Genomic DNA, 19,888 nt, shown 5'->3' on the forward strand with positions numbered 1-19,888 from the left:
TCATGAGTCAGGTAACCCCCAAACGGCCCGCCGCCAGACTGGTTTCTGCGGCCCAGGCGCTTGCCGTCGCCCGCGAGCTGGCGCAGCATTTCCGCGAACAGTCGTCCCAACGCGACCGCGAACGGCAGCTTCCCCATGAGGAGCTGGTGACGCTGTTCGCCTCCGGTCTGGGCGCGATTACCGTTCCAGCCCGCTTCGGTGGCGCGGCGGTATCGACCAGCGTTCTGGCACAGGTTATCGCTATTCTCAGCGAAGCGGATGCCGCCATCGGTCAAATCCCGCAAAACCACTTCTATGCGCTGGAAGTCCTGCGCGTGAACGGTAGCGAACAGCAACAGCAGCGCCTTTATCAGGAGGTATTGCAGGGCGTTCATCTGGGCAACGCGCTGGCGGAATTTCGCACGCAGGCCGCGCATCTTCGCTCTACATCAATCCTGCACGACGGCAACGGCTGGCGGCTCAACGGTCAAAAATTTTACGCTACCGGCGCGCTGTTTGCCGATCGCATTCCCACCGCCGCGCGCGATGCCGCAGGCAAAGAACAGCTGGTGTTTGTGCCGCGCCAGCAGGCTGACGTCAGCGATGACTGGCGCGGATTTGGGCAACGCACGACCGGCAGCGGCACGGTGACGTTTAAGGATGTCAGCGTCGAGGAAGAGGATATCGTGCCTTTTCAAAGCGCTTTTGAGCGGCCAACCACGGTTGGGCCGGTGGCGCAGATTATGCACGCCGCTGTCGATCAGGGTATTGCGCGCGCGGCGTTTAACGACATGCTCGATTTTATTCGTACCAGGGCAAGGCCGTGGCCGGACTCGGGCGTAGAGAAAGCCAGCGACGATCCGCTGCTGATTGACCGCGTAGGGCAGATGGCGGCGCGTCTGCAGGCAGGCGAAGCGCTGCTGGAAGAGGCGGGTTATGCGACGGACGAGGCGCAGCAGCAGCCGGACGCACAGCGCGTGGCCGCAGCATCCATCAAGGTTGCCGCAGCCAGAGCCTGGACCACCGAGTGTTCGCTGGCGGCGGCCAATTTGCTGTTTGAGCTTTCCGGCACCCGTGCCGCGCTGACTGAGCACAACCTTGACCGCCACTGGCGCAATGCCCGCACGCATACGCTGCACGATCCGGTGCGCTGGAAATATCCGGCTATCGGCAACTATGTTCTGAACGGCGTGCTGCCGCCGCGCAGGGGAACGATATGAAACCGGCCAAAAAGATCCTGCTTAACGCCTTCAATATGAACTGCGTTGGCCATATCCACCACGGCATGTGGACGCATCCCGACGATCGCTCAACGGACTTTAACGACCTCGGCTACTGGCTGGAGCTGGCAAAAACGCTGGAAAAAGGGCTGTTTGACGGGCTGTTTATTGCCGACATTATTGGCGTTTACGACGTTTACCAGCAGGGCATTATGCTGACCGCCAGCGAAGCGATTCAGCTGCCGGTCAACGATCCGCTGATGCTGGTTTCGGCGATGGCCAGCGTGACCGATCACCTGGGTTTTGGCGTCACCGCCAATCTCAGCTACGAAACCCCCTATGCCTTTGCCCGACGCTTCTCCACGCTGGATCATCTGACCAAAGGCCGTATCGGCTGGAATATCGTGACCGGCTATCTGGACAGCGCGGCCAGAGCCACGGGCGAGCGCGAGCTGCTGGCACACGATCGCCGCTACGATCGCGCCGACGAGTTTCTCGACGTCAGCTATCAGCTGTGGGAAGGGAGCTGGGAGGAGGACGCCGTCGTCAACGATCGGGAGCGTCGCCGGTATGCCGACGCCGCCAGAATTCATCCGATACACCATCACGGCGAGTTTTATCAGCTGGATGGCTATCATCTGTCACAGCCTTCTCCCCAGCGCACGCCGCTGCTGTTTCAGGCCGGAAGCTCGGCGCGCGGGATTGATTTTGCCGCTCGCCATGCGGAATGCACCTTTGTTAACGGCAGTACGCCGCAGGCGATGCGGGCGCAGTCAAAAAGATTACGGCAGGCAGCGACAGCGGCAGGTCGCCAGCCGGATGACGTCAAAATATTTATGGGTATTTCGGTTATCGTCGCGGCCACGGCCCGAGAAGCGCAGGAGAAATACCGCGAGTACCTGCGTTACGCCAGCCCGGAGGCCGGGGTCGCCCACTTTTCCAGCTCGATCGGCGTCGATCTGGCGCAGTTCGCGCTGGACGAACCGATTGGTGGTGGCGCCACGCGCGCTATTGAATCGGTCAGCAAAGCCTATGACGGCTGGACGCGGCGGCAGCTGCTGGAGCAGCACGCGCTGGGCGGCCGCTATACGGTCATCGTTGGCGATCCCTCACAGGTGGCGGACGAGCTAATCCGCTGGCTGGACGAGGCGGATATTGATGGCTTCAACCTGACCCGCATCCTCAACCCGCAAAGCTATCTCGATTTTATTGAGCTGGTGGTGCCGGAGCTGCAACAGCGCGGACGCTACAAAACGGCCTATCAGCCCGGCCCGCTCAGAAATAAACTTTTCGGCGATTCCCGCCTGCCGCAGCGCCATCCGGCGGCTCGCTGGCGCGTGGATGCTGCCTCTCACCATAAGGACAAACGATGAAAGCACTGATTCTGGCTGGCCTGCTGGGCCTGTCCACGCTGGCCGCCGCCGCAGACTACAGCGGGCCGTTGAAGGTGGGCACCACTTCAGCCTTCGCGCCGCCGCTGGAAACGGCGGTAGCGGAAGCAAAAAAACAGGGGCTTGAGGTTAAGCTGATTGAGTTCAGCGACTGGACAGCGCCCAACGTCAGCGTCGAAAACGGCGATATCGACGTCAATCTGTTCCAGCACCAGCCGTTTCTGGATAACGCTAACCAGCAGGGCGGTTTTCATCTGGTGAGCTATGCGCCAGCCATTATTAACAACGTGGGGCTTTATTCGCTAAAACACAGCAGCCTGACGCAGATCCCGGACGGCGGCACCGTTGCCATTGCTAACGATCCGATTAACGGCGCGCGCGGCCTGCTGTTGCTCCAGAAAGCGAAGCTGATTCAGCTCCGGCCGGGCGCGGGACTGAAGTCGACGGTGGATGACATTGTGGCCAATCCAAAACATCTGAAAATTCTTGAGGTGGAAGCGGTGCAGCTGTCGCGCTCGCTGGAAGAGGTGGATCTGGCGCAGGGCTATCCGCACTACCTGCGCGCTTCGGGCGTTATCGATCCTAACAAGGCGCTGCTGTTTGATGGCCTTGAGCATCCCGAGTACGTTATCCAGTTCGTCATCCGCGACGGACATCAGAACGATCCGCGCCTGAAAAAATTTGTCGCGATTTATCAGCACTCGCCGGTCGTTCGCGCCAGCCTTGACCGCTTCTACGGCAAGCTTTATCAGCCGGGCTGGCGTCAGTGATGGCGATGCTAAACTGGCCGCAGGAGGAAGCGCCGCAGCCGGCGGTGGATGAGCATGTCAGGGTCACCGCGCTGAGCAAGCGCTATCCGGGCCAGCAGGTTGACGCGCTGCATCAGGTTACGCTGCAAATTGAGCGCGGCACCATCTTCGGCATCATTGGCCGCAGCGGCGCGGGCAAATCTTCGCTGATCCGCTGCCTTAATCGGCTGGAAGAGCCGACGGCGGGCAGCGTGGTGATTGACGGCGTGGATATCGGCAGCCTGACGGAAAGCGAGCTGGTGAACTGGCGACGCAGTAGCGGCATGATTTTCCAGCACTTTAATTTGCTGTCGGCGAAAACGGTCAGGGAAAATATAGAGTTACCGATGCGGGTCGCGGGCGTACCAAAGGCGCAGCGGCGGCAAAAAGCCGACGAGCTGCTGGCGCTGGTCGGGCTGACTGAAAAAGCGACGGCCTGGCCCGCGCAGCTTTCCGGCGGCCAGAAGCAGCGCGTCGGCATCGCCCGCGCGCTGGTGCACGATCCGCGGTTGCTGCTGTGCGACGAGGCGACCTCGGCGCTGGATCCGGAAACGACCCGTTCGGTGCTGGCGCTGCTGCGCGAAATCAACCGGCAAAAGGGGATTACTATCGTGCTGATTACCCATGAAATGGCGGTGATCCACGATCTCTGCCATCAGGTTGCGGTGCTGGATAAAGGCGAGGTTGTAGAGCAGGGGCCGGTCTGGCAGGTTTATGGCGATCCGCAGCACGAGACCACGCGCCAGCTGCTGAATCCGGGCAGGGAAACGGTCGCGCTACCGGGCCGTCTGACCGCACAGCCGCTTTCCGGGCAATCGCGACCTTTAATCAGCCTGGGCTATAGCGGCGGCGGTGCACTGCCGCAGCTGGCAAAGCTAAGCGCGCTGCTGGGCGACGAGCTGACGCTGGTTGAAAGCACGCTGGAGTGGATTCAGGGCAGGCAAATCGGCCGTCTGGTGCTGCTGGGCAAGACTGACAGCAGCCCGTTCAGAGTAGAAAAAATTCCGGCACAGCTGGCCGATCGCGTGGAGGTATTGGGCTATGTCACTGCAAATTGAACGTTTATGGCAGGGCGTGCAGGAGACGCTGATGATGGTCGGCGCTTCGTCGCTGGCGGCGCTGTTGCTTGGCCTGCCGCTGGCGGTGGTGCTGGTGATCACCGACCGGAAAAATTTGTTCGCCAGCCCGTTGCTCAACCGCGTGTTGGGCTGGGGGGTGAACCTGTTTCGCTCGGTGCCTTTTTTAATCCTGATGGTGGCGCTGATCCCCTTTACCCGACTGATTGTCGGCACCAGCTATGGCGTATGGGCAGCCGTGGTGCCGCTGACGATGGCGGCCACGCCGTTTTTTGCGCGCATTGCCGAAGTCAGCCTGCGCGAGGTGGACAAAGGGTTAGTCGAGGCTGCGCAGGCGATGGGCTTTCGCCGCTGGCATATTATCTGGCACGTTCTGCTGCCGGAAGCCCGGCCGGGCATTATCAGCGGGTTTACCATCACGCTGGTTACCATGATCAACGCTTCCGCGATGGCGGGTGCTATCGGGGCGGGTGGGCTGGGCGACCTGGCTTATCGCTATGGCTATCAGCGTTTTGATACCCAGGTAATGGTTACGGTGATTGTGGTGCTGGTGGCGCTGGTCACAGTGCTGCAGTTTTGCGGCGACCGCCTCTCTAAAAGGCTGAATCGCCGTTAGGTTCGGAAGGGGTTACATGCTGACCCGCCGTGACAGCAGCGCCACCGCCAGCAGCAGCGCGGTCACCATCAGAAAGGCGATGGGCAGCGAGCTGACGTGGGCGATAAAGCCGATACTGGCGGGGCCAGCCAGCACGCCGATATAGCCCAGCGTGGTCATGGCAGGCACGGCCGTGGCCTGCGGCATACTTTTCTGACGGCCAATGGCGGTAAACATCACCGGCACGATGTTGGCGCAGCCGATACCGATCAGCAGGTAGCCGACCAGCGCGAACTGCCAGGAAGGGATCACCACCGGCAGCGCCAGACCGGCAGCGGCAGTCAGCGCCCCCAGCAACACCACTTTTTCACGGCCAAAGCGCGCGACGATGCGGTCGCCGGTCAGGCGGCCAACGGTCATCGCGGTAGCAAAAAAGGCAAAGCCCAGCCCGCCCAGGGTTTCCGGCATGGCGCGATGTTCAGTCAGGAACACTGCACTCCAGTCCAGCACCGTGCCTTCCGCCAGGAATACGGCAAAACAGATGGCGCCAATGGTCAGCACCGCGCCTTTTGGCAAGGCAAAGGCCGGGCCTTCCGGCGGATTAGCCCAGGTAAGCAGACCACGAAAGCTGTAAGCCAACAGCAGCACCGAAAAGATAGCCGCAACCATGCTGGCCCCGAACGGCGTCAGGCCGCTCGACATCATGCCGCTGACCGCACCCGCGCCCGCAATGCCGCCAAGGCTGTAAAAACCATGAAAGCCAGACATCATCGGCACCGGCGCGGCTTTTTCTACCAGGATCGCCTGCACGTTCATCGCGCAGTCGGTGGTGCCTACGCCCATGCCAAAAATCAGCAGCGCCAGCGCCAGTAGCGCGGGGCTGGGCAGGATCGCCAGCAAAGGCAGCATCAGGCAGAAAGCCAGCGTGGCGAGAGTCATTACCGCCCGGCAGCCAAAGCGGGTTGTCAAATAGCCGGTCAGCGGCATCGCTACCAGCGCGCCGACCCCCAGGCAGAGCAGCAGCATCCCCAGCGTCCCGTCGTTAACCCCGGTATTCATTTTGGCGAAGGGCACCAGCGCGGACCAGCCAGCGGTGGCGAAGCCCGCCACAAAAAACATAATTCGCGTGGCGTTTTGCTCACGCCTGGCAGGCGTTTCTCTGGTGGCGTTTTCCTTCAGCGTGTCGGCGTAGTCGGGCATGGGCAGTAATACTCCAGAATCAGTGGAACAGAGATGGATTTACTATAGCTAAAACTTGCCGACACGGTTCACGCTTACTTCGCCCGTCGTTTCACCTGCGCAGGCAGATAAATTTGTGGTTTTTCCAGCGGTTTGCCGTCGATAAGCGCGGTCATGGTTTCAAAACAGCACCAGGCGAGCTGGCGATTATCCTGCATTACCGTATCGATTTTTACCGACAGCGCGTCATAGAGATAGTGATCGTCAAAGCTGCATAGCCTGATCGGTTCAGCCAGCAAATGATGCTGGCTCAGATAGCGCAAGACGCCTTCCTGAAGACCGCAGGCCGCGCAGTAGAGCGCTTCCGGCAGGCGACCCAGCCGCATGACCAGTTCGGCAAACATCTCATAACCCGAGCTGGCGTTGTAGTGACCGTGCATTATCCACTCCGGCTTTTCCTCCAGCCCCGCCTGCCGCAACCCCTGACGAAAACCCGCCAGCCTGTCGCGCGTAGGGGAAATGCGCGGCTGACCGCCGAAGAAGTAGAATTCGCTCACTTCACGGGCTATCGGCTCAACCAGTTTTGTCGTGGAGTCGATGGATTCTGAAATCACTAACGGCAGGGCCGATTCGCCCAGATGGCGGTCAAACAGCAGCACCGGCAGCTGCTTAGTGAGCTGCTGATATTCGTTGTCGTTAAGCTGGCTGGAAGCGACAATCAGCCCGTCGACCTGACGCTGGATCAGATTATTCACCGCCAGCGTTTCCTGGCTGCTGTTCTCATCGGTGCAGGCAATCAGCAGCTGCAGGCCCGCGTCGCGGCACAGCGTTTCCAGCGCATAGGCAAAAGTGGCAAAACCGTGGTTCGCCATTTCCGGCACCACCAGCCCAAGGGTATGACTGCGGGAGGCATTAAGGGCGCGGGCGTGGATGCTGGGTTGATAGTTCGCCATGCGGGCAATTTCGGTTACCCGCAGGCGAGTTGCTTCCGCGACGCGCAGCTCTTTTCCCCGGCCGTTAAGCACCAGGCTGGCGGTGGACTTAGAGACGCCGGCCATGCTGGCGATATCGTTGATGGTTACGCGTTTAGGCTTATTCACGGTCTTTTCACGGTGATGGCTGAGCGCGTTATACTACCATGCACGACCTGAGTTGCCAGTAATCAACGCTTAGCGTGGCCTCTCCGTGCCAGACCACCGTGGGTGGGCCAGCGGGAAAATAGCGCGCCGACATCACGCCTTCGCCATCGTTAATAAAAATTTCAATACTCGAACGATCGCAAAGAATCTCTAACGCCATAACCTTACCCTGCCAGTAGCGGTGCTCGGTCTCGCCGCTGCGCCGGTTCCGTCGGCTAAGCTGAAGACCTTCTTCACTGCACCGTAGCCAGAGCAGGTTGCCGAAGCAGGCTGACCAGTTTCCTGTCGGGACGATTTTGAGTTCCGCCTGGCCTATCGCCAGCTCAGGCAGCAAAGCGGCCACGTTCTGTAAACCAGCATGCTGCTGGCGTAGCTGCTGTAGCTCTCTGGCCGGACGCTGTCGTAGCCTGCCCTGTTCCAGCGTCAGCTCACGCAGGCAGGTCATGGTATGGATCCAGCCCTGGCTGATAGTCGGCTGATAAAACTCATCCTCATCCGGCACGCCCATCCAGCCCACCAGCATCCTGCGTCCGTCGTCGCTTAGCGTGGTTTGCGGCGCGTAAAACTCAAAGCCGTGGTCCAGTTCCGCAAAGTCACCATGCCTGAAGCTGGCCGCCTCATAGTCCAGCTTGCCGATAAAATAGCCGCTCTGGTAAGTGTTCAGCCATGCTTTCTCCTGCGCAGCCAGCCCTTGTGGGCACACTATCAGTACTTCTTTGTTATCCAGCGGAAAAAGATCCGGACACTCCCACATATAGCCAAAATCCGCCAGGCCGTTAAGATGTGCGCCCGCCATCTCGCCCAGCAGCGTCCATTCCTGTAGCGTCTGCCCGCGATAAAGCAGCACTTTGCCCTGCCGGGCCAGATTCTGCGCGCCCAGCACCATGTACCAGACATCGTTATGTCGCCAGACTTTGGGATCGCGAACGTGCCCGCTATACCCCTCCGGCAGACTGATTACCGGACCGGCTTTCGTTACCTCACCTGCGGCGTTGATCCTTGCCAGACATTGCCAGGCGGTGCGGCCATCCTTAAATTTAACGTTGCCGGTATAAATAAGGGAGAGGGTGCCGTTATCTGATACTGCCGAGCCGGAATAGCAGCCGTGCGTTTCATAGGCCTCAGCGGGAGCCAGCGCCAGCGGCCCGTGGCTCCAGTCGAGCAGGTTATCCGAGCGCCAGTGTCCCCAGAACTTTGCCCCGTGCGCGCAGGCCAGCGGATTCCACTGATAAAAAAGGTGCCAGACGCCGGCAAGCTGGATAAAGCCGTTGGGATCGTTCATCAGGCCGACCTGAGGCGAAAGATGCCAGGCCGGACGATGCGGATCTTCGCCCGTATGGCGGTTCATTACCGCTTGCAGCGCGCGGTTAAGCAGTTGCGCTTCCGTCATGCTTTTTCCTCAACGTTATATTTCAACAGCAGCGACAGCGTAAAAGCGACGCTGAAGGCAAGAACCATGCCGATGATATAGGAGAGCAGCGAGCCGGGCTGTACAATCGCCATGCCGGGCAGGGCGGTCAGGCCAACCGCCGTCATGCCCACGTGCATTAGCACGACAAAAGCGCCGCCGACTGACCCGCCGACAATACCGGCGATAAAGGGCTTCATAAAACGAAGATTTACGCCAAAAATGGCCGCTTCGGTAATGCCCAGCATGCCGGATAGCGCGGAGGGCAGGACGATGCTGCGAATTTTAACGTCGCGGGTTTTAAACCACACGGCCAGGCAGGCACCGGCCTGAGCGATATTTGCCATCGACCAGATGGGCAGCAAAAAGTTAACGCCAATATGGGGATTGCCCAGCAGGCCAGCTTCGATAGCATGAAAACTGTGGTGAACGCCGGAAATCACAATCACCGAATAGAGTCCGCCAAACAGCAGCCCGGCCAGCCAGCCCGCATGGGCGATCAGCGTGCTCAACACCAGCGAGATACCGTCGCCCAGCGCGCGCCCGGCCGGGCCGATGATCAGCATCGCCACAAAGCCGGAAATAATCACCGTTAGAAATGGCGTAACGATAATATCCAGCGCGTTCGGCACCATTCGCCGCAATCTTTTTTCCAGCATGCTCATAAACCAGACCGCGAGCAGCACCGGGAAAACGGTTCCCTGATAGCCGACCATCGCGATGTCCAGCCCGAATAAGCTCATGGTTTTTACGCCACCCGCCACGCCCCAGGCATTGGTTAACGCCGGATGGGTAAGGATGCCGCCCAGCGTTGCTCCCAGATAAGGATTGCCGCCAAATTCACGCGCGGCGGTAAAGCCAATCAGAACAGGTAAAATGATAAAGGCCGCCGAGCTGAACATATCCAGCATCACAAACAGCGCGCTGCCTGCATTTACCCAGCCATAGGTTTTCATCATGCCCAGCAGGCCCATCAGCACGCCGGAAGCAACGATGGCGGGAATGATCGGCACAAAAATATTGGACAGCAGCCGGGCGATGCGCTGCGCCGGATTCAGTTTACGGGCCGCCACCGCTGCGGCTTCGCTTTTACTGGCTTCGCTGGCACCGGCGATCTGAATAAAAGAAGCATGCACTTTATTAACGATGCCGCTGCCAAAAATGACCTGCATCTGACCCGCATTCTGGAAACAGCCTTTTACGCCTTCCAGCTCGCCGATGGCTTTTTTATCCGCAAGGCTGTCGTCAACCAGCACCAGTCTGAGGCGCGTGGCGCAGTGCGCGGCGGAAGCAATATTTTCTTTACCGCCAAGCAGCGGCAGTAGCGCGCTGGCAATTTTATCAAAATTCATCTTATACCCCGGGTTAAAAGGTTCTCGATCAGAACCAGGTTTCCATTTGAACGCCAAAATTCCATTCGCCGCCGGCGGTAAAGCCGCTGGTGCCGAAAGCGTCATCGCTGGCGTAGCGGTCTAACGCGCGATCCCAGTCCATCCAGCTGACAAAGAAGCGGATTTCCGGTCGGCTTAAAAATTCGCCGATATCGCCGGGCTTGAAGGTGGGCGCGAAGGTCAGCTTGTAGAAACCGCCGCTAACGTTTTGTCGGCTTTTGAAGCCTTCAGGATTGAGATCCATGTACTGATAGCTGCCCTCGTAGGCCAGCATAAAGTTCTCGTTGATTTGTTGCAGAACGCGGGCGTTGGCGGTTACCCAGCGATAGTCGTCGCCCTGGATATAGCGATCTTTACTCTGTTGGGCGAGCAGCGCGGGTGCAAGGCTCCAGGTTTTATTCAACGGCGTCATGCCGTAGGAAGCCAGCCGCCACGTATTGGCGCTGCCCGTCAGGTTACCGTCTGAGCCGATACCTTTTACTTCCGCGCCCAGGCCATGACCATAGAGCAGCGCGGTTTTCGACTGGCCTTCACGCAGGCCGTAGAAGCTGTCGCCGTGCCAGGCAAGCATGGCGTGAACGCCGCTGTCGCCCGCGTTATCGCTACGTGCCGCGCTGTTGATCCGCTGGTCATTATCTTTGGCGCGCAGCCCGCTGAGCATGAACTGCAAAGGGCCGCTAAAGGTGTTGGCCGTAACGATGTAGTTCTGAATGGTGTTATCGATAGTTTCGATATCGCCAAAGTTACGGCCATATACAGAGAAGTTGCTTTTGACGTTTTCTGACCAGTGCAGGTCATAAATCCCGCCGCCGGTTCCGGCCAGAAACACAACGTCGGAATCAAGCCAGTGAATATCAAAGTTGTCGCGGTCAAAACGCTTACCGGCCCACAGCGTGGTGTTATCAAACATGCCGGTAAAGGTGGGCAGATTACCCAGTTCAACGAAGGCCTGACGAATGTTGAGATCGCTGCTGTCTGCCGTCCAGTCGTTATAGTCGCTCTGTCCATCAGCCAACATGACCTTGAAGCGCGTGGTCGCACCGTTTGCCAGCTCTGTTTTATGTTCAAGGTTAACTTCGACGTAAGTATTGTTTTCATTGCCCAGACGACCGACCGCGCCGCCCGTTTCGCCCGCTGGCGTCAGATAAGGGCCGCTTTGGGTTGAGGAAGCGGAATCATTCATAATCAGGCCGGAACGGGCATAGGCGTGAAATTCAAAGCCGTCTGCCAGCGTCTTTTCTGCAACCGGTTTAGCGGCAGCCGTGGCCCGCTGTTTTTCTGCTGAAGGCTCAACCGGTGGCTGTGGGCCAGTGGGCAACGCTACCTGAGCTGAGGTTTGCGCCGAAGAAGGGGCTGAAGCAGAGGGTACGGCTACGGCTGGCTGCGCCTGTGCCAGCCGTTCTTCCGCCAGCCGAGCGCGTTTTTCTGCCCGGTCTGCCCGCGTTTCCGCTTTTTTCACGCGTGCTTCAAGCTGATTTAGCCGTTTTTCAATGGTGCTGAGGTCGGTTTCCGCCATACTTTGCCCGGAAACCGACAGCGCCGCCACGACGGCCAGCGCAAGGGGGGTGACTTTCATTGGTTATTCTCCAGAGGATTGCCCGTTTAGCTAAACCGGTTCGATCAGGAGAATAGAGAAACTGACTCCGCGCTTTCAATCAGTTTCTGCTTTGCTGTTAAGTAAATGTGAACTGCTTAGCACTTTTCCAGCTGCTGAACGCGAGGCAGGGCCGTCATCGCCCCTTTTGCCGTCACCGCCAGCGCGCCGCACTGCTGCGCCAGGCCAATCACTTCAGTGAGGTTTTCCGGTTGCAGAGGGGTTTTCTCACGCATTAAGCCCGTCAGCAATCCGGCGACAAAGGCATCGCCTGCGCCAGTGGTATCAACCACCTCAACCGGAGAAGCGCTAAAATGCGTGGTTTTTCCCTTATGCCAGACGATAACGCCTTCGCGACCCAGCGTGATCAGCAGCAGCGCCGGACGAAAACGCGAACTAAAGGCCGCCAGCGCCGTGTCGGTTTGCTGTTCGCCGGTCAGCAGCTGTAACTCGTCCAGAGAAAGCTTGATCACGTCCGCTACGCTAAGCACCTTGTCCATTATCCGCTGCATTTCTTGCCGATCGGACCAGAAATCCTCGCGCAGGTTAGGGTCAAAACTTACCCAGCCCCCGGCAGCATGAATGCGTTCAACGGCGCTGAATGCCGCGCTGCGTGAAGGTTCGGCGCTGAGGGCGATAGAGCAAAAGTGCAGGGCTTCGCCGTGAGAAAAATCAGGAAGGTCTTGCTCCGTTAAAAAAAGATCGGCAGAAGGGCGCACCATAAAGGTAAAGGTTCGTTCGCCTTGCCGATCGAGGCCGACCACCACCGTAGAGGTACGCTGTGCCGGTAGCTGGCGCATAAAACTGATATCAACCTGCTCTTCCTGGAGCTGCTGTTGTAAAAACGCGCCAAAAGGGTCTCCGCCCACCCGGCCAATAAAACCGCTGTTACCACCCAGGCGCGCTACGCCAACCGCAACATTCGCCGGTGCACCGCCGGGACACTGCCGCAGCAGGCCGTCGCTTTCCGGCAGTAAGTCAATGACCGCATCACCTAAAACCCAGACTCTCTTCATTGCGCCTCCCGTAAATAGTTACGGTAAGCTAAACCGCTTTAGCGAAATTGGCAATCTCCGATGGCTGAAAAAGCGGGGCAGCCGTTGCGCAGCCTAATCCGTTTTTTCGCGATACTCGCACAGATCTTCAATCAGGCAGGAGCCGCAGCGCGGCTTGCGGGCGATACAGGTGTAGCGGCCATGCAGAATAAACCAGTGGTGGCAATCGACCTTGAACTCTTTCGGCACCACTTTCAGGAGCTTCTCTTCAACCTGCTCGACATTCTTACCGGGCGCAAAATTCGTCCGATTACAGACGCGGAAAATATGGGTATCGACGGCGATAGTCGGCCAGCCAAACGCCGTATTCAGCACCACATTAGCCGTTTTGCGGCCTACGCCAGGCAGCGCTTCCAGCGCGGCGCGATCTTCCGGCACCTCGCCGCCGTGCTGCTCCAGCAGAATACGGCAGGTTTTGATAACGTTTTCCGCCTTGCTGTTAAACAGGCCGATGGTTTTGATGTACTCCTTCACGCCGTCCACGCCCAGCTGCAAAATAGCGGCGGGCGTGTTGGCGACCGGATAGAGCTTCGCCGTCGCCTTATTGACGCTGACGTCCGTGGCCTGCGCGGAAAGCAGCACGGAGATCAGCAGTTCAAAAGGTGAGGTATAGACCAGTTCCGTGGTGGGATGCGGATTGTTATCGCGCAGCCGGACTAAAATTTCGTGGCGCTTTTCCTTGTTCACAGCGTACTCGGTTCTCCCTTCGGCAGGCTTTCCTGAGCTGCTTTAGAAGCCGCACGCGCCTTCATTTTCTTATCGATCATATATTTGGCGGCCAGCAGCATGCCCAGACCGATAAACGCGCCCGGCGGCAGCATAGCCAACAGCATTGGTGAATCAAAATGCACCACCTGGATACGCAGCACTTTTGCCCACGGGCCAAGCAGCTGATCGGCACCGTTGAAGATGGTGCCGTTGCCGATGATTTCACGCAGCGATCCCAGCACCACCATCACGCTGGTGGCGCCAAGGCCAATAGCCAGGCCGTCCAGCGCGGACAAAGGCACGCTGCTGCGCGAGGCTACCGCCTCGGCGCGGCCTACCACGATGCAGTTGGTCACAATCAGCGGGATGAAGATGCCTAACGACTGGTACAGCCCGTAAGCATAGGCGTTGATCAGCATCTGCACACAGCTCACCACGGCAGCGATAATCATCACGTAAATCGGAATACGGATATCGGCCGGCACCCAGCGGCGCGAGGCGGAAATGGCGCTGTTGGTGCAGGTCAACACCATGGTGGTCGCCAGGCCCAGGCCCAGCGCGTTGGTGGCGGTCGAGGTCACCGCCAGCAGCGGACAAAGGCCCAGCAGCTGTACCAGCGCCGAGTTATTTTTCCATAGCCCGCCGATTAGCAGGGTTTTTGCTTCACTCATTGGAGTCTCCACAGGTTGGCAGCGAGGCGAGCTGCGCCGGCAAGGTTTCAGCAAACAGCGTAGCGCGTTTTGCAGCGTTGACTACCGCGCGCGGGGTGATGGTCGCCCCCGTAAACTGATCGAAATCGCCGCCGTCTTTTTTTACCGCAAAGTGCGGATCATCTTTACCATGCAGCTTTACGCCGCTGAAGCTTTCAATCCAGTCAGAAATACGCAGCTCAATTTTATCGCCGAGGCCCGGCGTTTCATGGTGTTCAACCACGCGTACGCCCAGCACTTTGCCGCTAAAATCCGCGCCGACAATCATCTGGATAGCACCAGAATAGCCGTCGGGCGCGGTTGTCTCAACCGCTGCCGCCACTGGCTTATCATCTTTACGCGCCAGATAAAGGTGGTGAACGCCGCTACCTAACGCCGGACTGGTCACCAGGTAGCACTCTTGCTGAATGTGATTATTATACAGCTCTGGCGGCACAACCTGATCTAACAGGACTTTTTGCTGTACCGCCGTTTGATGTTCAATAGTCGGTTTGGTAACGGTATTAATGACCGCCGTCAAACCGGTGGTCACGGCAGCAAACACCGCCAGCGTTACGCCGTTTTTACGAATCGCATCCAGCATCACTTCTCCTTACGATGGCCGTAAACGCGCGGCTGCGTGTAGTAATCGATCAGCGGCACGGTGATATTGGCCAGCAGCACCGCAAAAGCCACGCCGTCCGGATAGCCGCCAAAGCTGCGGATCAGCCACACCAGCAGGCCAATCAGCGCGCCATAAAGCAGGCGGCCTTTATTGGTAGTAGAGGCCGTTACTGGATCGGTCGCGATAAAGAAGGCTCCCAGCATGGTTGCGCCGGAAAACAGATGGATAGCAGGCGAAACCAGGCTTTCTGGTGAAAAGAACCAGCCCACGGTGGCAAAGAGCGCCAGCGCTGCCAGCATGCTGACCGGAATATGCCAGCGGATGCTGCGGGTAAACAGTAAAAACAGGCCGCCGAGCAGATAGCCAACGTTGACCCACTGCCAGCCCAGTCCGGCAATGACGCCGCTGTAGACTGGCTGGGCCAGCAGCTGCTGCGCGCTGTGTCCGGCGCGCAGCCCGGTTTTAAAGGTATCCAGCGGCGTGGCCTGGCTGACGCCATCAATGCCGGTTTGCAGCTGCTGCATGCTGTGACCGTCGAGCGTTATGCCATGGAAGATCATGTTCAGCGAGTCAAAAAAGTTGGGCGTGATGGACTGAAGCGAATCAGGCGGCAGCCAGCTGGTCATCTGTACGGGGAAAGAGATCAGCAGTACTACATAGCCAACCATGGCCGGATTAAACGGATTCTGCCCAAGGCCGCCGTAAAGCTGTTTAGAGATGACGACGGCAAACACGGTACCGACAACGATAACCCACCAGGGGGCCAGCGGCGGAATACTGATACCCAGCAGCAGCGCGGTCAGCAGAGCGGAATTGTCGCCCAGCGTTTTACCCAGCGGCAGATTACGCAGCTTCAGGATGGCCGCTTCGGAAGCGAGGCCCGCGACGGCGGCAATAGCAACCTGAATCAGCGTGCCCCAGCCAAAAAAGTAACACTGGGCGGCCAGCCCCGGAATGGCCGCGACCAGCACCAGCAGCATGATGGTGCTGGTGCTGCGGCGGTTATGAGTGTAGGGCGAACTAGCGATGCGAAAAGCCATTTAATCCTCTTGCGTAGAATGCTGCGCCTTGCGCGCTTTAACGCGAGCGATGGCCGCCGCCACTGCCGCTTTGCGGGGATCGTCATGCTCTGACGAAGGTATATGTTCCGGGCTGGCCGTTTCGGCTGCTGTCGCCGCTTGTGCTTCGGCTGATGCCGTCGCCTGTTCTTCGGCTGGCGCTTCCGCTTCGGCCGCAGCTGGCGCAACATTTGCCGCTGCTGCTGCCGCTTTCTTCGCCTTAGCCCGCGCGATGGCGGCTTCGACAGCCGCTTTACGCGGGTCAGCAGGCGCGCTGGCCGGTGCGGCTGGTGCCGCCGCCTTCACTTCGGCTGCTGCTTCCGCTTCGGTCGCCGCTGGCGCAGCGTTTGCCGCCGCCGCCGCTTTCTTCGCCTTAGCCCGTGCAATGGCGGCTTCGACAGCTGCTTTACGCGGGTCGACAGGCGCGCTGGCCGATGCGTCTGGTGTTGCCGCCTGTGCTTCGGCTGGCGCTTCCGCTTCGGTCGCCGCTGGCGCAGCGTTTGCCGCTGCTGCTGCCGCTTTCTTCGCCTTGGCTCGCGCAATGGCGGCTTCGACAGCCGCTTTACGCGGGTCAGCAGGCGCGCTGGCCGATGCGTCTGGTGCCGCCGCCTGTGCTTCAGCTGCTGCTTCCGCTTCGGTCGCCGCTGGCGCTGCATTTGCCGCCGCCGCTTTCTTCGCCTTAGCCCGCGCGATAGCCGCTTCGACAGCCGCTTTACGCGGGTCAGCAGACGCGCTGGCCGATGCGTCTGGTGCCGCCGCCTGTGCTTCGGCTGGCGCTTCCGCTTCGGCCGCAGCTGGCGCAGCGTTTGCCGCTGCCGCTTTCTTCGCCTTAGCTCGCGCAATGGCGGCTTCGACAGCCGCTTTACGCGGGTCAGCAGGCGCGCTGGCCGGTGCGTCTGGTGTCGCCGCCTGTGCTTCGGCTGCTGCTTCCACTGGCGCAGCGGCCTTCTTCGCCTTAGCCCGCGCGATGGCGGCTTCCACAGCCGCTTTGCGCGGATCTTCCGCCTGACGCGTAGCGGGTTCGGTTTCAGACTGCGTCTCTGCCTGATGCGCTCGGGCCAGCGCGTGGCGCGCTTCACGTTGCGCAACCGCTGCGGCGCTGTCGGCTTCCTGAGCGTCAGCCGCCGGACTGGCTGTCTGCTTCGCTTTTACCCGCTCCAGCGCGGCGTCAATTTCGCCCTGGTCGCGCTGGCCAACAGTGCGTTTCGCCTGCTGGTGACGCGCTTCGCGCGCCTGCTTCTCACGCTCAAGACGAGCCTGGCGCGCCTCAAAACGCGCTTTTGCCTGAGCAGTACGCTCCGCTTCCAGGTCAATAGCGCGGATCTCCGCTTTTTCCTGCCGGTAATACTGTACCAGCGGAATATTGCTTGGGCAGACGTAAGCACAGGCACCGCACTCAATACAATCGTTGATATTGTGCTCGCGCGCCTTATCGTGATCGCCGCCGCGGCTATACCAGTAAAGCTGCTGCGGCAGCAGTGCGGCCGGGCAGGCATCGGCGCAGGCGCTACAGCGAATACAGGATTTCTCTTCTTCGCTATTGCCCATTTCGCTGGCGGAAGGGGCCAGAATGCAGTTGGTAATTTTCACCACCGGGACATCCAGCGTGGGCAGCGTAAAGCCCATCAGCGGGCCGCCCATCACCACCATCTGTCCCTGTGCTGGCGTAAACTCGGCCTGGCGCAGCAGGTGACTGATTGGCGTGCCGATACGTCCCCAGACGTTGCCGGGCTTTTTCACGGACTCGCCGGTCAGCGTAACCACACGCTCGGTAAGCGGCTCGCCATCAATAATGGCGCGCTTTACGGCGTAAGCGGTACCGACGTTCTGCATCAGAACGCCAATATCCGTTGAACGCCCGCCGTGCGGCACTTCCAGGCCGGTAAGGATTTGCGTCAGCTGCTTTGCGCCCCCGGAAGGATATTTAGTGGGGATCACGCGAATCTGCAGATCCTGCGCGCTGCCCAATGCTTTCTTCAGCGCGGCGATCGCTTCTGGCTTGTTATCTTCAATGCCAATCAATACGCGCTCGGACTGCAAAACCCAGCCAAGGATGCGGCTGCCTTCAAGCACTTCTTCTGCACAGTCCTGCATCAGGCGATCGTCGGCGGTGATGTAGGGTTCACATTCCGCCGCGTTAATAATCAAAGTCTTGACGCCGCGCAGGCCGCCTTTCAGTTTGGTGGCGGTAGGGAAACCCGCACCGCCCAGACCCGCTACGCCAGCCTGATGAATGCGTTCTACGATTTCCGCACGAGGAAGACTGCGGTAGTCGGCCTGCGGGCTTTTCTCAATCCAGCGATCTTCACCATCGGGCGAGATAAAAATACACATCTCCGACAGGGCGGAAGGATGCGCCGTCATGTGTGGCGCAATGTCTTCAACGGTACCGGAAGAAGGCGCATGCACCGGTAGCATCCGGCCACGACCAAAGGTCAGCGGCTGACCGCGCAGCACTTTATCGCCCGGCTTAACCAGGATTTCACCTTCATGGCCAATATGCTGCTTAAGCGGAATAATAAACCGGGCAGGCAGCGGCAGCTGGCGCAGCGGCACGCCGTTAGACTGGGTTTTCATCTCAGGCGGATGGATACCGCCCTGAAAATCCCACAGCTTCTCTTTTTTAAACAGCTTGAACAGATTACGCATGGCTTTCCACAGAAATGACTTTGACCGGGATGGCCTGTAGATCCCACTTCCAGTTGGCCGTGGTGACGGCAACGGGACGCATCTCAATGCAGTCGGTCGGGCAGGGCGCAACGCACAGATCGCAGCCTGTGCAAACGTCGCTTAACACGGTATGCATAGCGCGGGTCGCGCCAACGATAGCGTCCACAGGACAGGCCTGGATGCACTTGGTGCAGCCAATACAGTTTTCTTCGTCGATCCAGGCGACCTTGCGCTCCGGCTCGCGCGCGGCTTCGTCGCCCAGCGGCTGTGGCTCAACGTTCAGCAGCGCGGCCAGCTTCAGCATGGTCTGTTCGCCACCCGGCGCGCACTTGTTGATTTGCTCGCCGTTGTTGCCTACCGCGTCGGCATAGGGACGGCAGCCCGGATAGCCGCACTGGCCGCACTGGCTCTGCGGTAAAATGGCGTCGATCTGCTCGACAATGGGGTCTTCTTCTACCTTAAAACGGCGCGAGGCGTAGCCAAGCAGGCCACCAAAAATCAGGCCCAGCACGCTTAATACGGCAATAGCAATCCAGACGGCGCTCATCAGAATTTCACCAGACCGCTAAAGCCCATAAACGCCAGCGCCATTAGCCCGGCGGTTACCAGCGCGATAGAGGAGCCTTTAAACGGTGCGGGCACGTCGGCCAGCACCAGCCGTTCGCGGATACCGGCAAACAGCACCATCACCAGTGAAAAGCCCAGTGAAGCGCTGAAGCCGTAAAGCGCGGCCTGCAAAAAGGTATGGTTCAGGTTGACGCTCAGCAGCGGCACGCCTAGCACGGCGCAGTTGGTGGTGATCAGCGGCAGGAAAATTCCCAGCAGGCGATAGAGATCCGGGCTGGTTTTACGTACCACCATCTCGGTGAACTGCACGACAACAGCAATCACCAGGATATAGGCCATCGTACGCAGGTAAACCAGGTCGAGCGGCAGCAGGATCAGGTGATTCACCAGCCATGCGCAGATCGAGGCCAGGGTGATCACAAACGTGGTGGCGAGTCCCATGCCAATCGCCGTTTCCAGTTTTTTGGAAACGCCCATAAAGGGACAGAGGCCGAGAAACTTCACCAGAACGAAGTTATTCACCAGCACTGTACCGATAAAAAGAAGCAGATAGTTGGTCATGTCTACGCCTGAAAAAAAGAGAAGCCGCTTATTATCGGTCATTCGCGGCCTGAGGACAACATCAGCGCGCCCTGACGGGGCAGTGACCGCACAGGGGATTAAATCTTTGTTTACTTTTAAACCTTAAAAGCGAGGAAGCAGCGCCGTGCAGCGGTCATCCCATGCATCAGGTTTTGTTTTGTCGATAGGTAATGA

18 protein-coding genes are annotated in these 19,888 nt (G+C 59.1%); 5 read left to right on the forward strand and 13 right to left on the reverse strand.

Annotated elements, in window-relative coordinates:
* Nucleotides 1-2: 2 nt before the first annotated feature.
* The 5 genes from KUE00_RS08065 to KUE00_RS08085 are packed head-to-tail and all read left to right on the forward strand — an operon-like array spanning nucleotide 3 to nucleotide 5,070.
* Nucleotides 3-1,199 (forward strand): SfnB family sulfur acquisition oxidoreductase, encoded by a 1,197-nt coding sequence (locus tag KUE00_RS08065; protein ID WP_246759214.1) that lies wholly within the window; start codon nucleotides 3-5, stop codon nucleotides 1,197-1,199.
* Complete coding sequence (locus KUE00_RS08070) at nucleotides 1,196-2,572, forward strand: LLM class flavin-dependent oxidoreductase (protein ID WP_246759216.1); 1,377 nt, start codon at nucleotides 1,196-1,198, stop codon at nucleotides 2,570-2,572. The genes KUE00_RS08065 and KUE00_RS08070 overlap by 4 nt, the downstream gene beginning before the upstream one ends.
* Entirely contained in the window at nucleotides 2,569-3,360 is a 792-nt protein-coding gene (locus KUE00_RS08075) for a MetQ/NlpA family ABC transporter substrate-binding protein (protein WP_246759217.1), read from the forward strand. The genes KUE00_RS08070 and KUE00_RS08075 overlap by 4 nt, the downstream gene beginning before the upstream one ends.
* Complete coding sequence (locus KUE00_RS08080) at nucleotides 3,360-4,436, forward strand: methionine ABC transporter ATP-binding protein (RefSeq protein WP_246759218.1); 1,077 nt, start codon at nucleotides 3,360-3,362, stop codon at nucleotides 4,434-4,436. Before KUE00_RS08075 ends, KUE00_RS08080 begins: the two co-directional genes overlap by 1 nt.
* Nucleotides 4,420-5,070, forward strand: coding sequence for a methionine ABC transporter permease (locus KUE00_RS08085; protein ID WP_246759219.1), 651 nt, complete (start codon nucleotides 4,420-4,422; stop codon nucleotides 5,068-5,070). Before KUE00_RS08080 ends, KUE00_RS08085 begins: the two co-directional genes overlap by 17 nt.
* A gap of 12 nt (nucleotides 5,071-5,082) precedes the next feature.
* On the opposite strand, the gene KUE00_RS08090 is transcribed toward KUE00_RS08085, so the two are convergent.
* The 13 genes from KUE00_RS08090 to rsxA all read right to left on the reverse strand — a co-directional run bounded on the left by KUE00_RS08090 (nucleotide 5,083) and on the right by rsxA (nucleotide 19,693).
* Nucleotides 5,083-6,249, reverse strand: a complete 1,167-nt coding sequence (locus tag KUE00_RS08090) for an MFS transporter (protein ID WP_246759220.1) — start codon at nucleotides 6,247-6,249, stop codon at nucleotides 5,083-5,085.
* Nucleotides 6,250-6,323: 74 nt separating this feature from the next.
* The gene (locus KUE00_RS08095; protein ID WP_246759221.1) at nucleotides 6,324-7,328 is read right to left on the reverse strand and encodes a LacI family DNA-binding transcriptional regulator; all 1,005 of its coding nucleotides are present in this window, start codon (nucleotides 7,326-7,328) and stop codon (nucleotides 6,324-6,326) included.
* A gap of 28 nt (nucleotides 7,329-7,356) precedes the next feature.
* Nucleotides 7,357-8,757 (reverse strand): sucrose-6-phosphate hydrolase, encoded by a 1,401-nt coding sequence (locus KUE00_RS08100; RefSeq protein ID WP_246759222.1) that lies wholly within the window; start codon nucleotides 8,755-8,757, stop codon nucleotides 7,357-7,359.
* A complete protein-coding gene (locus KUE00_RS08105; protein ID WP_246759223.1) occupies nucleotides 8,754-10,127 on the reverse strand; it encodes a sucrose-specific PTS transporter subunit IIBC in 1,374 nt (457 codons plus the stop codon). The genes KUE00_RS08100 and KUE00_RS08105 overlap by 4 nt, the downstream gene beginning before the upstream one ends.
* Before the next feature lie 28 nt (nucleotides 10,128-10,155).
* Nucleotides 10,156-11,742 carry a carbohydrate porin gene (locus KUE00_RS08110; protein ID WP_246759224.1) on the reverse strand — a complete coding sequence of 529 codons (1,587 nt, stop codon included), beginning with the start codon at nucleotides 11,740-11,742 and terminating at the stop codon, nucleotides 10,156-10,158.
* Nucleotides 11,743-11,858: 116 nt separating this feature from the next.
* A complete protein-coding gene (locus KUE00_RS08115) occupies nucleotides 11,859-12,776 on the reverse strand; it encodes an aminoimidazole riboside kinase (RefSeq protein WP_246759225.1) in 918 nt (305 codons plus the stop codon).
* Between the two features lie 93 nt (nucleotides 12,777-12,869).
* Nucleotides 12,870-13,502 (reverse strand): endonuclease III, encoded by a 633-nt coding sequence (nth, locus tag KUE00_RS08120; protein ID WP_246759226.1) that lies wholly within the window; start codon nucleotides 13,500-13,502, stop codon nucleotides 12,870-12,872.
* Nucleotides 13,499-14,194 carry an electron transport complex subunit E gene (locus KUE00_RS08125; protein WP_246759227.1) on the reverse strand — a complete coding sequence of 232 codons (696 nt, stop codon included), beginning with the start codon at nucleotides 14,192-14,194 and terminating at the stop codon, nucleotides 13,499-13,501. The genes nth and KUE00_RS08125 overlap by 4 nt, the downstream gene beginning before the upstream one ends.
* A complete protein-coding gene (gene rsxG, locus KUE00_RS08130) occupies nucleotides 14,187-14,816 on the reverse strand; it encodes an electron transport complex subunit RsxG (RefSeq protein WP_246759228.1) in 630 nt (209 codons plus the stop codon). The genes KUE00_RS08125 and rsxG overlap by 8 nt, the downstream gene beginning before the upstream one ends.
* Complete coding sequence (rsxD, locus tag KUE00_RS08135) at nucleotides 14,816-15,877, reverse strand: electron transport complex subunit RsxD (RefSeq protein WP_246759229.1); 1,062 nt, start codon at nucleotides 15,875-15,877, stop codon at nucleotides 14,816-14,818. Before rsxD ends, rsxG begins: the two co-directional genes overlap by 1 nt.
* Nucleotides 15,878-18,544: an electron transport complex subunit RsxC gene (gene rsxC, locus KUE00_RS08140; RefSeq protein ID WP_246759231.1), complete on the reverse strand. Its 2,667-nt coding sequence runs from the start codon at nucleotides 18,542-18,544 to the stop codon at nucleotides 15,878-15,880.
* Complete coding sequence (gene rsxB, locus KUE00_RS08145; protein ID WP_246759232.1) at nucleotides 18,537-19,112, reverse strand: electron transport complex subunit RsxB; 576 nt, start codon at nucleotides 19,110-19,112, stop codon at nucleotides 18,537-18,539. Before rsxB ends, rsxC begins: the two co-directional genes overlap by 8 nt.
* The gene (gene rsxA, locus KUE00_RS08150; RefSeq protein WP_246759233.1) at nucleotides 19,112-19,693 is read right to left on the reverse strand and encodes an electron transport complex subunit RsxA; all 582 of its coding nucleotides are present in this window, start codon (nucleotides 19,691-19,693) and stop codon (nucleotides 19,112-19,114) included. The genes rsxB and rsxA overlap by 1 nt, the downstream gene beginning before the upstream one ends.
* Nucleotides 19,694-19,888: the final 195 nt, after the last annotated feature.

The organism is Erwinia phyllosphaerae, assembly GCF_019132875.1.
Taxonomy (GTDB): domain Bacteria; phylum Pseudomonadota; class Gammaproteobacteria; order Enterobacterales; family Enterobacteriaceae; genus Erwinia; species Erwinia phyllosphaerae.

What these genes read in the sequence shown, in the direction of transcription:
- KUE00_RS08065 (WP_246759214.1), top strand. Translation starts at nt 3, where the DNA reads ATGAGTCAGGTAACCCCCAAACGGCCCGCCGCCAGACTGGTTTCTGCG.
- KUE00_RS08070 (WP_246759216.1), top strand. Translation starts at nt 1,196, where the DNA reads ATGAAACCGGCCAAAAAGATCCTGCTTAACGCCTTCAATATGAACTGC.
- KUE00_RS08075 (WP_246759217.1), top strand. Translation starts at nt 2,569, where the DNA reads ATGAAAGCACTGATTCTGGCTGGCCTGCTGGGCCTGTCCACGCTGGCC.
- KUE00_RS08080 (WP_246759218.1), top strand. Translation starts at nt 3,360, where the DNA reads ATGGCGATGCTAAACTGGCCGCAGGAGGAAGCGCCGCAGCCGGCGGTG.
- KUE00_RS08085 (WP_246759219.1), top strand. Translation starts at nt 4,420, where the DNA reads ATGTCACTGCAAATTGAACGTTTATGGCAGGGCGTGCAGGAGACGCTG.
- KUE00_RS08090 (WP_246759220.1), bottom strand. Translation starts at nt 6,249, where the DNA reads ATGCCCGACTACGCCGACACGCTGAAGGAAAACGCCACCAGAGAAACG.
- KUE00_RS08100 (WP_246759222.1), bottom strand. Translation starts at nt 8,757, where the DNA reads ATGACGGAAGCGCAACTGCTTAACCGCGCGCTGCAAGCGGTAATGAAC.
- KUE00_RS08105 (WP_246759223.1), bottom strand. Translation starts at nt 10,127, where the DNA reads ATGAATTTTGATAAAATTGCCAGCGCGCTACTGCCGCTGCTTGGCGGT.
- KUE00_RS08110 (WP_246759224.1), bottom strand. Translation starts at nt 11,742, where the DNA reads ATGAAAGTCACCCCCCTTGCGCTGGCCGTCGTGGCGGCGCTGTCGGTT.
- KUE00_RS08115 (WP_246759225.1), bottom strand. Translation starts at nt 12,776, where the DNA reads ATGAAGAGAGTCTGGGTTTTAGGTGATGCGGTCATTGACTTACTGCCG.
- KUE00_RS08125 (WP_246759227.1), bottom strand. Translation starts at nt 14,194, where the DNA reads ATGAGTGAAGCAAAAACCCTGCTAATCGGCGGGCTATGGAAAAATAAC.
- rsxG (WP_246759228.1), bottom strand. Translation starts at nt 14,816, where the DNA reads ATGCTGGATGCGATTCGTAAAAACGGCGTAACGCTGGCGGTGTTTGCT.
- rsxD (WP_246759229.1), bottom strand. Translation starts at nt 15,877, where the DNA reads ATGGCTTTTCGCATCGCTAGTTCGCCCTACACTCATAACCGCCGCAGC.
- rsxC (WP_246759231.1), bottom strand. Translation starts at nt 18,544, where the DNA reads ATGCGTAATCTGTTCAAGCTGTTTAAAAAAGAGAAGCTGTGGGATTTT.
- rsxB (WP_246759232.1), bottom strand. Translation starts at nt 19,112, where the DNA reads ATGAGCGCCGTCTGGATTGCTATTGCCGTATTAAGCGTGCTGGGCCTG.
- rsxA (WP_246759233.1), bottom strand. Translation starts at nt 19,693, where the DNA reads ATGACCAACTATCTGCTTCTTTTTATCGGTACAGTGCTGGTGAATAAC.